Consider the following 15,082-nt stretch of genomic DNA (forward strand, 5'->3'; position numbering starts at 1 on the left):
GTCGTCTCGAATGTGCAAGATGCCGGGGCCCGACGGTGTCTTTGCCCGCTGAGAACATCGAAAGGTGACATCTGACATGGCTCAAACGTTCCTTGGCCAGAAACGTCTTCGTAAATACTACGGCAAAATCCGCGAAGTGCTGGAGATGCCGAACCTCATTGAGGTACAGAAATCTTCTTATGATCTTTTCCTGCGCTCCGGCGATGCAGAACAGCCCACAGACGGCGAAGGCATCAACGGTGTGTTCCAGTCGGTTTTCCCGATCAAGGATTTCAACGAAACCTCCGTTCTGGAGTTCGTGAAATACGATCTGGAAAAACCGAAATACGACGTCGAAGAGTGCATGCAGCGCGACATGACCTACAGCGCACCGCTGAAGGTCACTCTGCGTCTGATCGTGTTTGATGTCGATGAGGACACCGGCGCGAAATCGGTCAAAGACATCAAAGAACAGGACGTGTTCATGGGCGATATGCCCCTGATGACACCGAACGGGACGTTCATCGTGAACGGCACCGAGCGTGTGATTGTGTCCCAGATGCACCGCTCGCCCGGTGTATTCTTTGACCACGACAAGGGCAAAACACATTCCTCGGGCAAACTGCTGTTTGCGTGCCGCATCATCCCGTATCGCGGCAGCTGGCTGGACTTTGAGTTCGACGCCAAAGACATCGTTTTCGCGCGCATCGACCGTCGCCGCAAACTGCCTGTGACAACCCTGCTATACGCACTGGGTCTGGATCAGGAAGCGATCATGGACGCGTACTACAACACCGTGTCCTACAAGTTGGACAAGAAGAAGGGCTGGGTCACGCCGTTCTTCCCCGAGCGTGTACGCGGCACCCGTCCGACCTATGATCTGGTTGACGCCAAGTCTGGTGAAGTGATTGCCGAAGCGGGCAAGAAAGTCACTCCGCGCGCGGTCAAGAAGCTGATCGACGAAGGCACCGTCACCGACCTGCTGGTTCCGTTCGATCACATCGTTGGCAAATACGTCGCCAAGGACATCATCAACGAAGAAACCGGTGCGATCTATGTTGAAGCTGGTGACGAGCTGACGCTGGAATATGACAAGGACGGCGATCTGATCGGCGGCACCGCGAAAGAGTTGATCGACGCGGGTATCACCGACATTCCGGTTCTGGACATCGACAACGTCAATGTTGGTCCGTACATGCGCAACACCATGGCGCAGGACAAGAACATGAACCGCGAAAGCGCGCTCATGGACATCTACCGCGTCATGCGTCCGGGCGAGCCGCCCACCGTCGAAGCTGCGTCGGCCCTGTTCGACACCCTGTTCTTCGACAGCGAGCGTTATGACCTGTCCGCCGTTGGCCGCGTGAAGATGAACATGCGTCTGGCTCTGGACGCGCCGGACACCCTGCGCACCCTGCGCCGCGAAGACATCGTGGCCTGCATCAAGGCGCTGGTGGAACTGCGTGACGGTAAAGGCGACATCGACGATATCGACCACCTCGGCAACCGTCGTGTGCGTTCGGTTGGCGAGTTGATGGAAAACCAGTACCGCGTTGGCCTGCTGCGCATGGAGCGCGCGATCAAAGAGCGTATGTCGTCGGTCGAAATCGACACCGTCATGCCGCAAGACCTGATCAACGCGAAACCGGCTGCTGCTGCTGTTCGCGAATTCTTCGGCTCGTCGCAGCTGTCGCAGTTTATGGACCAGACCAACCCGCTGTCAGAAGTCACCCACAAACGCCGTCTCTCGGCGCTTGGCCCCGGTGGTCTGACGCGTGAGCGTGCGGGCTTTGAGGTTCGCGACGTACACCCGACTCACTATGGCCGGATGTGTCCGATTGAAACACCGGAAGGTCCGAACATCGGTCTGATCAACTCGCTGGCCACCTTTGCCCGCGTGAACAAGTATGGCTTCATCGAAACACCCTACCGCGTCGTCAAAGACGCCGAGGTGACCGATGAGGTTCACTACATGTCCGCGACCGAAGAAATGCGTCACACCGTGGCGCAGGCGAACGCGACGCTGGATGCGGATGGCAAATTCATCAACGATCTGGTTTCGACCCGTCAGGCAGGTGACTACACTCTGGCTCCGCGCGAGAATGTTGACCTGATCGATGTGTCGCCGAAACAGCTGGTTTCGGTTGCTGCATCGCTGATCCCGTTCCTTGAAAATGACGACGCCAACCGCGCTCTGATGGGCTCGAACATGCAACGTCAGGCGGTTCCGCTGCTGCGCGCCGAAGCGCCGTTGGTTGGTACCGGGATTGAGGAAAAGGTAGCGATCGACTCGGGTGCTGCAATCCAGGCGAAACGCGCCGGTATCATCGACCAGGTCGATGCCCAGCGTATCGTTATTCGCGCGACTGAGGATCTGGAGCTGGGCGACGCTGGCGTTGACATCTATCGTCTGCGCAAGTTCCAGCGGTCTAACCAGAACACCTGCATCAACCAGCGTCCGCTGATCAAGGTGGGTGACACCGTCCAGAAGGGCGAGGTCATTGCCGATGGTCCGTCGACCGATATGGGTGAACTGGCTCTGGGTAAAAACGTGGTCGTCGCGTTCATGCCGTGGAACGGTTACAACTACGAAGACTCGATCCTGATCTCGGAGCGTATCGCGCGTGATGACGTCTTTACCTCGGTTCACATCGAGGAATTTGAAGTCGCCGCCCGTGACACAAAGCTGGGCCCGGAAGAGATCACCCGCGACATTCCGAACGTCGGTGAAGAAGCGCTGCGCAACCTCGACGAGGCGGGCATCGTTTACATCGGCGCGGATGTTGAGCCGGGCGATATTCTGGTCGGCAAGATCACTCCGAAGGGCGAAAGCCCGATGACCCCGGAAGAAAAGCTGCTGCGCGCCATCTTTGGTGAAAAAGCATCTGACGTGCGCGACACCTCGCTGCGCGTCAAGCCGGGCGATTACGGTACGGTCGTCGAAGTCCGCGTCTTCAACCGTCACGGTGTCGAGAAAGACGAGCGTGCGCTGCAGATCGAGCGTGAGGAAGTCGAACGTCTGGCCCGTGACCGGGACGACGAGCTGGCGATCCTTGACCGCAACATCTATGCGCGTCTGCAAGGCCTGATCCTTGGCAAAACCGCTGTCAAAGGCCCGAAAGGCGTCAAGGCAGGGTCGGTGATCACCGAGGACCTGCTGGAAACCCTGACCCGTGGTCAGTGGTGGCAGCTGGCGCTGGAAGGCGAGCAGGACGCACAGATCGTTGAAGCTCTGAACGAGCAATACGAAGTGCAAAAGCGTGCTTTGGACGCCCGTTTCGAAGACAAGGTCGAGAAAGTCCGCCGTGGCGACGACCTGCCGCCGGGTGTGATGAAGATGGTCAAAGTCTTCATCGCCGTGAAGCGCAAGCTTCAGCCGGGTGACAAGATGGCCGGTCGTCACGGGAACAAAGGTGTGATCTCCAAGGTTGTTCCGATGGAAGACATGCCGTTCCTGGCCGATGGTACGCCGGTTGACTTCTGTCTGAACCCGCTGGGTGTGCCTTCGCGTATGAACGTTGGTCAGATCCTTGAAACCCACATGGGTTGGGCCGCACGCGGTCTGGGTCTGAACATCGACGACGCTCTGGGTGAATACCGCCGGTCCGGCGACCTGACCCCGGTGCGCGAAGCGATGAAGCTGGCCTATGGCGAGAATGTCTATGAAGAAGGCATCACCGGTCTGGACGAGGATGGCCTGATCGAGGCTGCGGGCAACGTGACCCGTGGTGTCCCGATCGCTACCCCGGTCTTCGATGGCGCCAAAGAGGCTGACGTCAACGACGCTCTGGTGCGTGCGGGCTTCTCGGAAAGCGGTCAGTCGGTTTTGTTCGACGGTCGTACTGGTGAGCAATTCGCGCGTCCGGTGACTGTGGGCATCAAGTACCTGCTGAAACTGCACCACCTGGTGGATGACAAGATCCACGCGCGTTCGACCGGGCCGTACAGCCTGGTTACCCAGCAGCCGCTGGGTGGTAAGGCGCAGTTCGGTGGTCAGCGCTTTGGTGAGATGGAGGTCTGGGCTCTGGAAGCTTACGGCGCCGCCTACACCCTGCAAGAGATGCTCACCGTGAAATCGGATGACGTCGCAGGCCGGACCAAGGTCTATGAGTCGATCGTCAAGGGCGAGGATAACTTTGAAGCGGGCGTACCGGAATCGTTCAACGTTCTGGTTAAAGAAGTCCGTGGCCTCGGCCTGAATATGGAACTCCTGGATGCGGAGGTTGAGGAGTAAGGGCGCTGCCCTTTCTCCCGTCCCCCCTTCCGCAAGATTTGAGGTAACAAATGAACCAGGAAATCACCAACAACCCGTTCAACCCGCTGACGCCCCCGAAGGTTTTCGACGAGATCAAGGTCTCGCTGGCGTCGCCCGAGCGGATTCTGTCTTGGTCCTATGGCGAGATCAAGAAACCCGAAACCATCAACTACCGAACGTTCAAGCCCGAGCGTGACGGTCTGTTCTGCGCGCGTATCTTTGGCCCGATCAAAGACTACGAATGTCTGTGCGGCAAATATAAGCGGATGAAGTATCGCGGCGTTGTCTGCGAGAAATGCGGTGTGGAAGTCACCCTGCAGAAAGTCCGCCGCGAGCGTATGGGCCATATCGAACTGGCCGCGCCCGTCGCACATATCTGGTTCCTGAAATCGCTGCCGTCTCGCATCGGTCTGATGCTGGACATGACTCTGCGCGATCTGGAACGCGTCCTGTACTTTGAAAACTATGTCGTCATCGAGCCCGGTCTGACTGACCTGACCTACGGCCAGATGCTGACCGAAGAAGAGTACATGGATGCGCAGGATGCCTATGGCATGGACGCGTTCACCGCGAATATCGGTGCCGAAGCCATCCGTGAGATGTTGGCCCAGATCGATCTGGAAGCCGAAGCCGAGCAGCTGCGCGCTGATCTGGCCGAAGCCACCGGTGAGCTGAAGCCAAAAAAGATCATCAAGCGTCTGAAGGTTGTTGAATCCTTCCTCGAGTCGGGCAACCGGCCTGAGTGGATGGTCATGACCGTGATCCCGGTCATTCCGCCGGAACTGCGTCCGTTGGTTCCGCTGGATGGTGGCCGTTTTGCGACCTCGGATCTCAACGATCTGTATCGCCGCGTCATCAACCGGAACAACCGTCTGAAGCGTCTGATCGAACTGCGCGCACCTGACATCATCGTCCGTAACGAAAAGCGGATGCTGCAGGAATCCGTGGATGCTCTGTTCGACAACGGCCGTCGTGGCCGCGTGATCACTGGCGCCAACAAGCGCCCGCTGAAATCTCTGTCGGACATGCTGAAGGGTAAGCAGGGCCGCTTCCGTCAGAACCTTCTGGGTAAGCGGGTCGACTTCTCGGGCCGCTCGGTCATCGTGACCGGTCCGGAACTCAAGCTGCATCAGTGTGGTCTACCCAAGAAGATGGCGCTGGAGCTGTTCAAGCCGTTCATCTACTCGCGCCTTGAAGCCAAGGGGCTGTCTTCGACCGTGAAGCAGGCGAAGAAACTAGTCGAAAAAGAGCGTCCCGAAGTTTGGGATATCCTCGACGAGGTGATCCGCGAACACCCTGTCATGCTGAACCGTGCGCCGACGCTGCACCGTCTTGGCATTCAGGCGTTCGAACCGGTTCTGATCGAAGGTAAAGCAATCCAGCTGCACCCGCTGGTCTGTTCGGCCTTTAACGCCGACTTCGACGGTGACCAGATGGCCGTTCACGTCCCGCTGAGCCTTGAGGCCCAGCTGGAAGCCCGTGTTCTGATGATGTCGACGAACAACGTTCTGTCGCCTGCAAACGGCGCGCCGATCATCGTTCCGTCGCAGGATATGATCCTGGGTCTCTACTATGTGACCCTGGAACGTGAAGGCATGCCGGGCGAAGGCAAAGTGTTCGGTTCGATCGACGAAGTTCAGCACGCGCTGGATTCCGGCGAAGTGCATCTGCACTCGAAAATCACCGCGCGGATCACGCAGATCGACGACGAAGGCAACGAAGTTCAGAAGCGCTATGAGACCACTCCGGGCCGTCTGCGCCTGGGTGCTCTGCTGCCGATGAACAACAAAGCGCCGTTCGATCTGGTCAACCGCCTGCTGCGGAAGAAAGAAGTGCAGCAGGTGATCGACACCGTCTACCGTTACTGCGGTCAGAAAGAGTCGGTTATCTTCTGTGACCAGATCATGTCGATGGGCTTCAAAGAAGCGTTCAAGGCGGGCATTTCGTTTGGTAAGGACGACATGGTCATTCCGGACGACAAGTGGGGCATCGTTGATGACACCCGCGGTCAGGTGAAGGACTTTGAACAGCAGTACATGGACGGCCTGATCACTCAGGGCGAAAAGTACAACAAAGTTGTCGATGCCTGGTCGAAGTGTAACGACCGCGTGACCGAAGCGATGATGAGCACGATCTCGTCGTCGGATCGGGCAGAGGACGGCTCTGAACAGGAACCGAACTCCGTCTACATGATGGCCCACTCCGGTGCGCGTGGCTCGGTCACTCAGATGAAACAGCTGGGAGGTATGCGTGGTCTGATGGCCAAGCCGAACGGTGACATCATTGAGACGCCGATCATCTCGAACTTTAAAGAAGGTCTGACCGTTCTTGAGTACTTCAACTCTACCCACGGTGCCCGTAAGGGTCTGTCGGATACCGCTCTGAAGACGGCGAACTCGGGGTATCTGACCCGTCGTCTGGTGGACGTGGCACAAGACTGTATCGTTCGTGAGATCGACTGTGGCACCGAGCGTGCGATCACTGCCGAAGCTGCCGTGAACGACGGTGAGGTTGTTGCCTCGCTGGCCGAACGTGTGCTGGGCCGTGTGGCGGCTGACGATGTTCTGCGTCCGGGCACCGATGAGGTGATCGTCGCAGCAGGTCAGCTGATCGACGAACGCATGGCCGACACCATTGATGAAGCCGGTGTTGCCTCGATGCGCATCCGCTCGCCTCTGACCTGTGAGTCCGAGGAAGGCGTCTGTGCAACCTGCTACGGCCGTGACCTTGCCCGCGGTACCATGGTGAACACAGGTGAAGCTGTCGGCATCATCGCCGCGCAGTCGATCGGTGAACCCGGTACACAGCTGACCATGCGGACCTTCCACATCGGTGGTGTTGCGCAGGGTGGTCAGCAGTCGTTCCAGGAAGCCAACCAGGAAGGCGTTGTTGCGTTTGAGAACCCGCAGATCCTGGTCAATGCCGCAGGTGAAAGTCTGGTCATGGGCCGGAACATGAAGCTGGTGATCAACGACGAACACGGCGAAGAGCGGGCCAGCTTCAAACTGGGCTACGGCTCCAAGCTGTTCGTCAAGGACGGCACCAAAGTGGCCCGTGGCGACAAGCTGTTCGAATGGGACCCCTACACCCTGCCGATCATCGCCGAAAAAGCCGGTACTGCGAAATATGTCGACCTGGTTTCGGGCCTTGCTGTCCGCGACGAGACCGACGAAGCAACCGGTATGACCCAGAAGATCGTGATCGACTGGCGCGCGGCCCCCAAGGGCAGCGACCTCAAGCCCGAGATCATTCTGGTTGGCGAAGATGGCGAGCCGGTCCGCAACGATGCGGGCAACCCGGTTCACTACCCGATGTCGGTGGATGCGATCCTGTCGGTCGAAGACGGTCAGAAGGTCGAAGCTGGTGACGTTGTTGCGCGTATCCCGCGCGAAGGTGCCAAGACCAAGGACATCACCGGTGGTCTGCCGCGTGTGGCCGAACTGTTCGAAGCGCGTCGTCCGAAAGATCACGCGATCATCGCAGAAGCCGATGGTTACGTGCGCTTTGGTCGCGACTACAAGAACAAGCGCCGCATCAGCATCGAACCGGCTGACGAGTCCATGGAGACCATCGAGTACATGGTGCCCAAGGGCAAGCACATCCCGGTCGCCGAAGGGGACTTCATCCAGAAGGGTGAATACCTGATGGACGGTAACCCGGCTCCGCATGACATCCTGTCCATCATGGGTGTCGAAGCGCTGGCGGATTACATGATCGACGAAGTGCAGGACGTGTATCGTCTGCAGGGCGTGAAGATCAACGACAAGCACATCGAGGTCATCGTGCGCCAGATGCTGCAGAAGTGGGAGATCCTGGATTCAGGCGACACCACCCTGCTGAAGGGCGAACATGTCGACAAGCAAGAGTTCGACGCGGCCAACGAGAAGACCATTGCCCGCGGTGGTCGTCCGGCACAGGGCGAGCCGATCCTTCTAGGGATCACCAAAGCCTCGCTGCAAACGCGTTCGTTCATCTCGGCGGCGTCGTTCCAGGAAACCACTCGTGTGCTGACCGAAGCTTCGGTTCAGGGCAAGAAGGACAAGCTGGTTGGCCTGAAAGAGAACGTCATCGTAGGTCGTCTGATCCCCGCCGGTACCGGTGGTGCAACTCAGGCCGTTCGCCATATCGCGCAGTCGCGTGACAACGTGGTCATCGAAGCCCGCCGGGAAGAGGCCGAAGCAGCCGCTGCTCTGGCCGCGCCTAGCTTTGACGACGACATGGTAGGGGATGAGCTGGACGTTCTGGTGGAAACACCGGAAAGCCGCGAGTAACCCTCGGATCTGAGAGACAGAAAAGGCCCTGCGATTTCGCGGGGCCTTTTTGTTTGCGCCCCCAAAGTGCGCTTTCGCAAAGAAAATTATCAATGTGACCCGGTTTGTGGCATGGTTGCGCAAAGCAGAGGAGGCGGCCGCCATGACAACCCGGCAAACGCAAGGGCGCAAGCGCCTGTATGATAGCATTCTGGACACTGTCGGAGACACGCCCTGCGTGCGCATCAACAGGATCACGCCCTCAAACGTGACGGTTTACGTGAAGTTCGAGGCGTTCAACCCGGCCAGTTCCGTCAAGGACCGCCTGGCGCTGAACATCATAGAAGCGGCCGAGCGAGACGGTCGGCTGAAACCGGGTCAAGCGGTTGTCGAGGCAACCTCGGGCAATACCGGGATCGGATTGGCGATGGTCTGTGCGGCCAAGGGCTATCCTCTGGTTGTGACCATGGCCGACAGTTTTTCGGTCGAGCGGCGCAAGCTGATGCGATTCCTGGGGGCCAAGGTTGTCCTGACTCCGCGCGCCCAGAAAGGGTTCGGCATGTATACCAAAGCCAAGGAGCTGGCCGAGCAGAATGGCTGGTTCCTCGCCAGTCAGTTTGAAACCGCGGCAAATGCCGACATTCATGAAAACACCACCGCGCGGGAGATTATGGCGGATTTCGACGGGCAGAAGCTCGACTATTGGGTGACGGGTTATGGCACTGGCGGAACCGTCTCGGGCGTGGCGCGGGTTCTGAGGAAAGAACGCCCGGAGACAAAGATTATCCTCACGGAACCTGCGAATGCGGCGATTGTCTCGTCGGGCTATGTGAATACCCGCAACGACACGCATCAGCCGACCGAAAGCCATCCAAATTTCGAACCTCATCCGATCCAAGGTTGGACGCCTGATTTCATTCCCTGGGTCTTGCAGGAGGCCATAGACAACGGCTTCTATGATGAGTTGATCCCTGTGCCTGGCGCAGACGGTATTGCCTGGTCGCGCCGTTTGGCTGCGGAAGAGGGGATTTTCACCGGCATATCAGGTGGATCCACATTTGCGGTGGCTATGAAACTGGCTGAGACCGCGCCGGACGGATCGGTGATGCTGGTGATGCTTCCAGATACCGGTGAACGGTATCTTTCGACCCCGTTGTTCGAAGGTGTGGCGGAAGATATGACGGAAGAGGAGATCGCGATCTCTAAATCGACGCCGTCGGCTCAGATGACGGACTGAAGCGACTGGAAAACAATCGGTTACAGTTGCTCTTCGTGAAAAAATTTTAGGATTGAGGCGCGCGAATTGACTTTGCGTGAGATTGAAGCGTGAATACCGCCATTGTTTGAAGGCCGAGTATTGTTTGAATGAGTCCGAATGTTCAAGGCGCACTGCTGATGATGGCCAGCATGGCTGCATTTACAGTGAATGACACGCTGGTCAAAATCGCGCTGCGAGAATTGCCCTTGTTTCAGTTGGTTGCGATCCGGGGGGCTTTGGCGTCTCTGCTCGTTTACGGGTTGGCGCGCCATCTTGGGGCGTTACACCTGAATTTTTCACGGCATGACAAATGGCTGGTTTCTATTCGCTGTGTTGCCGAGCTTTCCGCGACGTTTTTCTTCCTGACCGCGCTTAAGAACATGCCGTTGGCGAATGTGACTGCAGTTCTTCAGGTGTTGCCGTTGACCGTGACGCTGGGGGCGGTCCTGTTCTTCTCGGAACATATCGGCTGGCGGCGCATTATGGCGATTGTTGTCGGATTCATGGGCATGCTGCTGATCGTGCGGCCCGGGCCGGACGGGTTCAGCGTCTATGCGATCTATGCGTTGCTGGCCGTGGTCTCGGTGACGATCCGAGACCTGATCACCCGGCGTATGTCACCGCAGGTTCCATCATTGGTCGTGACCCTTGCCACCTCTCTGTCGATCTCTGTCGCCGCAGGGCTGGTGTCGACGTTTGAGGGCTGGGTCAACCTGTCCGGCGGCAATGCTGTTCTGGTGGCCTCGGCGGCTGTGTTTGTCCTGATCGGATATCTATGCAGCGTGATGGTTATGCGAGAAGGCGAGGTCGGTTTTATCGCCCCTTTCCGATACTCCAGCCTGATTTGGGCCTTGGGGCTAGGCTGGGTTGTGTTTGGCGAATGGCCCGATGCGGTGACTTTCTTCGGCGCCGGGCTGGTTGTCGCCGCCGGTTTGTTTACCCTGTTCCGCGAAAGGACAACTCAGGGCGCGCCGTGAACCTGCCGGACGATGGTTTGATCAATGGCAAAACGGGCGATGAACTCTCCCTCAAGCTCGGGGCTGAGGGCCGAGAGTTCGCGGTCATAGTTGCGCGCCCCGCGTGAGTCGTTGAACCCGTTGAGCGAACGCACCCACATTGGTGCATCGGTATAGCTGACGATGGGCATGAAGCGGCCCATGCGATGATGGGTAAAGCTGATGATCGTCTGTTTGCAGCCGCCTGCGATATGCATCCCAAGACCCACGCCCAAAAGTGGTTTATGCGTCGGTTTCGCCGTGATCCCATCGGCATTCAGCCGGGCGAAGAAGCCTTGGTTGAAATCAATGCCGACAATGGTGTTGCGTTCCATCAGGCCCTTGCTGTCGCGGGCGGATTCGCGCAGACGTTCAACGAAATCCACGGATACCGCGTCGTCATCGTCGTGGCGGAATTGGATGCAAGGCTGAGCCGGGTCTTTGCGGGCTGCGTTCAGAATATCCTTCATGATATGGCGATGCGATTTGTCGGCCCGAGGCGACTCCTCGACGATCCGGACCTGTTTCACATCTGCTGTCAGGTCGTGTAGCCGGTCATAGGCATCTTTCGGCAGGCAGTCTCCGATCACCACCAGCAGCTCGAAATCCTCGTCGGTGTGTTCGCGAAAACAGGGCAGAGTCGAGGATTCGAACAGTCGGAACCTCTCTTCCAGACGGGCAGGGCTGTAGAGGTGACGACGCCGATCATCCAGGGTTTCATGTTCGGTCTGAAAGCTGCCAAGGGCTGGAAAGGAAAAGCGGCAAAGGCCGATAACCTGCATCTGTCATCCATCGCAAAACGGTTCTGCGCGCACTATGACGGGCTATGCCTGCACCCGCAACGCCAGAAGAGGCTGGCTGGCACCCGCAATCGTTGATATCACAGCGCAATCCGGCCAGTTTGGCGCACTGGGGTAAGTGCTGTTGACACTTGGGCCGACTCCCCCTATTACGCGCGTCATCTCGGTACCGGGGGCCGCCCCAAAACCGATTTCAGTAATGAACTGGTCAAGACCCGGACAATTTTGCAGTTCGCGTCCTCTGATAACCAACCGCGACGTTCACCTCGGAATGGGAACGCTCGCGGGTTTTGCGCTTGTGGACGCATAAGTGCAGCAAGTTTAACCGCACGCAATGCGCGTGCATGTCATGTGTGTTGCAAAACGGGGAAGAAACCGGAATGCCAACTATTCAACAGCTGATCCGCAAGCCGCGGCAGCCCAAAGTAAAACGCTCGAAGTCCATGCACCTGGAGCAGTGCCCGCAGAAACGCGGCGTCTGCACACGTGTATATACAACCACACCGAAGAAGCCGAACTCGGCTATGCGTAAGGTTGCCAAGGTGCGCCTGACCAACGGTTTCGAGGTCATCTCGTACATCCCCGGTGAAAGCCACAACCTGCAGGAACACTCGGTTGTTCTGATCCGTGGCGGCCGTGTAAAAGACCTTCCCGGTGTGCGTTACCACATCCTGCGCGGTGTTCTGGATACTCAGGGCGTCAAAGATCGTAAGCAACGTCGTTCGAAATACGGCGCGAAGCGTCCCAAGTAAGAAGGAGAGGCTGATATGTCACGTCGTCACGCCGCCGAAAAACGCGAAGTCCTGCCTGACGCCAAATTTGGCGACAAGGTACTGACCAAATTCATGAACAACCTGATGATCGACGGCAAGAAGTCGGTTGCAGAGCGCATCGTTTACAACGCCTTTGACCGCGTTGAGAACAAGATCAAGCGCGCACCTGTCGAAGTGTTCCACGAAGCGCTCGACAACATCAAGCCGTCGGTCGAAGTTCGCTCGCGCCGCGTTGGTGGTGCAACTTATCAGGTTCCGGTCGAAGTGCGCCCCGAGCGCCGCGAAGCACTGGCCATCCGTTGGCTGATCACTGCTGCGCGTGGCCGCAACGAAAACACCATGGAAGAACGCCTCGCCGGCGAACTGCTGGACGCTGTACAGTCCCGCGGTACCGCCGTGAAGAAGCGCGAAGACACCCACAAGATGGCCGAGGCGAACAAAGCCTTCAGCCACTACCGTTGGTAATTCAGAGGCTTATCAAAAATGGCACGCGAATATCCGCTCGAACTATACCGTAACTTCGGTATCATGGCGCACATCGACGCAGGTAAGACCACCTGCTCGGAGCGTATCCTGTATTACACTGGTAAATCCCACAACATCGGTGAGGTGCACGATGGTGCAGCCACTATGGACTGGATGGAGCAGGAGCAGGAACGCGGCATCACCATCACTTCGGCTGCGACCACCACTTTCTGGGAGCGCACCGAGGACGGTCAGACCGCCGATACTCCCAAGCACCGCCTGAACATCATCGACACCCCCGGCCACGTTGACTTCACCATCGAGGTTGAGCGTTCGTTGGCGGTTCTCGACGGTGCCGTCTGCGTTCTGGACGCAAACGCAGGTGTTGAGCCCCAGACCGAAACCGTGTGGCGTCAGGCTGACCGCTACAAAGTTCCGCGTATGGTTTTCGTCAACAAGATGGACAAGATCGGCGCAGACTTCTTCAACTGCGTTCGCATGATCGAAGACCGCACCGGCGCACGCGCTGTTCCGGTTGGTATTCCGATCGGCGCCGAGTCCGAGTTGGAAGGTCTGATCGACCTGGTCACCATGGAAGAGTGGCTGTGGCAGGGCGAAGATCTGGGCGCAAGCTGGATCAAAGCTCCGATCCGCGACAGCCTGAAAGACATGGCTGACGAGTGGCGCGGCAAGATGATCGAAGCGGCCGTCGAAATGGACGACGACGCGATGATGGAATACCTGGAAGGCAATGAGCCCGACGTTCCGACTCTGCGCGCCCTGTTGCGCAAAGGTACTCTGGACATCGCGTTCGTTCCGGTTCTGGGTGGTTCGGCGTTCAAGAACAAAGGTGTTCAGCCTCTGCTCAACGCTGTGATCGACTATCTGCCCAGCCCGCTGGACGTTGTTGATTACATGGGCTTCAAACCCGGCGACGAGGAAGAAGTTCGTGACATCGCACGTCGTGCAGACGACGAAATGGCCTTCTCGGGTCTGGCGTTCAAAATCATGAACGACCCCTTTGTTGGCTCGCTGACCTTCACTCGGATCTACTCGGGCACCATGAACAAGGGTGACTCGATCCTGAACTCGACCAAGGGTAAGAAAGAGCGCATCGGTCGTATGATGATGATGCACTCGAACAACCGGGAAGAGATCGAAGAAGCGTTTGCAGGCGACATCATCGCGCTGGCGGGTCTGAAAGACACCACCACCGGTGACACCCTGTGTGACGCGAAGGATCCGGTGGTTCTGGAAACCATGACCTTCCCCGATCCGGTGATCGAGATCGCGGTTGAGCCCAAAACCAAGGGCGACCAAGAGAAGATGTCCCAGGGTCTGGCCCGTCTGGCCGCCGAAGACCCGTCCTTCCGTGTTGAAACTGACCTGGAATCTGGTCAGACCATCATGAAGGGCATGGGCGAACTTCACCTGGACATCCTGGTTGACCGTCTGAAGCGCGAGTTCAAGGTTGAAGCGAACATCGGTGCTCCTCAGGTGGCCTATCGCGAAACCATCTCGATGCCGGTCGAGCACACCTACACCCACAAGAAACAGTCGGGTGGTTCGGGTCAGTTCGGTGAGGTTAAACTCGAGATCACTCCGACCGAGCCGGGCGAAGGCTACTCGTTCGAAAGCCGCATCGTTGGTGGTGCCGTTCCGAAGGAATACATCCCGGGTGTCGAAAAAGGCATCCAGTCGGTTATGGACAGCGGCCCTCTGGCTGGCTTCCCCGTGATCGACTTCAAGGTTGCCCTGCTGGACGGTAAGTTCCACGACGTTGACTCGAGCGTTCTGGCGTTCGAAATTGCAGCCCGTATGTGTATGCGTGAAGGCATGCGCAAAGCTGGCGCGAAACTGCTGGAGCCGATCATGAAGGTCGAAGTGATCACCCCGGAAGAATACACCGGCGGTATCATCGGCGACCTGACCTCGCGTCGTGGCCAGGTGTCTGGTCAGGAACCCCGCGGCAACGCGATCGCGATCGACGCGTTCGTTCCGCTGGCGAACATGTTTGGTTACATCAACACGCTGCGTTCGATGTCGTCGGGCCGTGCCCAGTTCACCATGCAGTTCGACCACTACGATCCGGTTCCGCAGAACATCTCGGACGAGATCCAGGCGAAATACGCATAACCAAAGATTTGAGGGAGCGTGGGTATCACGCTCCCTTCATTACCGAAAAAGGAGGCCATCATGGCAAAGGAAAAGTTTGAGCGTACAAAACCGCACGTCAACATCGGCACGATTGGCCACGTTGACCACGGCAAGACGACGCTGACCGCAGCGATCACCAAATATTTTGGT

General features: G+C 57.9%; 9 protein-coding genes. 8 read left to right on the forward strand and 1 reads right to left on the reverse strand.

Going from position 1 to position 15,082, the window contains the following annotated elements:
• The first annotated feature begins 76 nt into the window (after positions 1–76).
• From rpoB to ACR0NO_RS09975, 4 genes are all read left to right on the forward strand, one after another.
• Complete coding sequence (gene rpoB, locus ACR0NO_RS09960; RefSeq protein ID WP_170701228.1) at positions 77–4,213, forward strand: DNA-directed RNA polymerase subunit beta; 4,137 nt, start codon at positions 77–79, stop codon at positions 4,211–4,213.
• A 50-nt stretch (positions 4,214–4,263) separates the two neighbouring features.
• Positions 4,264–8,505, forward strand: coding sequence for a DNA-directed RNA polymerase subunit beta' (gene rpoC, locus ACR0NO_RS09965; RefSeq protein WP_170471243.1), 4,242 nt, complete (start codon positions 4,264–4,266; stop codon positions 8,503–8,505).
• Between the two features lie 142 nt (positions 8,506–8,647).
• Positions 8,648–9,721, forward strand: a complete 1,074-nt coding sequence (gene cysK, locus ACR0NO_RS09970) for a cysteine synthase A (RefSeq protein WP_480723835.1) — start codon at positions 8,648–8,650, stop codon at positions 9,719–9,721.
• A gap of 128 nt (positions 9,722–9,849) precedes the next feature.
• Positions 9,850–10,719 (forward strand): DMT family transporter, encoded by an 870-nt coding sequence (locus ACR0NO_RS09975; RefSeq protein ID WP_480723836.1) that lies wholly within the window; start codon positions 9,850–9,852, stop codon positions 10,717–10,719.
• Here ACR0NO_RS09975 and ACR0NO_RS09980 read toward each other — a convergent pair.
• Complete coding sequence (locus ACR0NO_RS09980; protein ID WP_480723837.1) at positions 10,704–11,519, reverse strand: putative rhamnosyl transferase; 816 nt, start codon at positions 11,517–11,519, stop codon at positions 10,704–10,706. The two genes, ACR0NO_RS09975 and ACR0NO_RS09980, sit on opposite strands and share 16 nt — an antisense overlap.
• A gap of 398 nt (positions 11,520–11,917) precedes the next feature.
• On the opposite strand from ACR0NO_RS09980, the gene rpsL reads away from it, so the two are divergent.
• The 4 genes from rpsL to ACR0NO_RS10000 form a co-directional block, all read left to right on the forward strand.
• On the forward strand, positions 11,918–12,289 hold the full coding sequence (gene rpsL, locus ACR0NO_RS09985) for a 30S ribosomal protein S12 (protein WP_005621086.1): 372 nt from the start codon (positions 11,918–11,920) through the stop codon (positions 12,287–12,289).
• Positions 12,290–12,304: 15 nt separating this feature from the next.
• Positions 12,305–12,775 carry a 30S ribosomal protein S7 gene (gene rpsG, locus ACR0NO_RS09990; RefSeq protein ID WP_039529242.1) on the forward strand — a complete coding sequence of 157 codons (471 nt, stop codon included), beginning with the start codon at positions 12,305–12,307 and terminating at the stop codon, positions 12,773–12,775.
• An 18-nt stretch (positions 12,776–12,793) separates the two neighbouring features.
• Entirely contained in the window at positions 12,794–14,911 is a 2,118-nt protein-coding gene (fusA, locus tag ACR0NO_RS09995; RefSeq protein WP_170375372.1) for an elongation factor G, read from the forward strand.
• A gap of 60 nt (positions 14,912–14,971) precedes the next feature.
• Positions 14,972–15,082 (forward strand): GTP-binding protein (locus tag ACR0NO_RS10000; RefSeq protein WP_170744588.1); only part of this gene is annotated, 111 nt, incomplete at its 3' end.

This window comes from Ruegeria sp. CL3, from assembly GCF_056536505.1.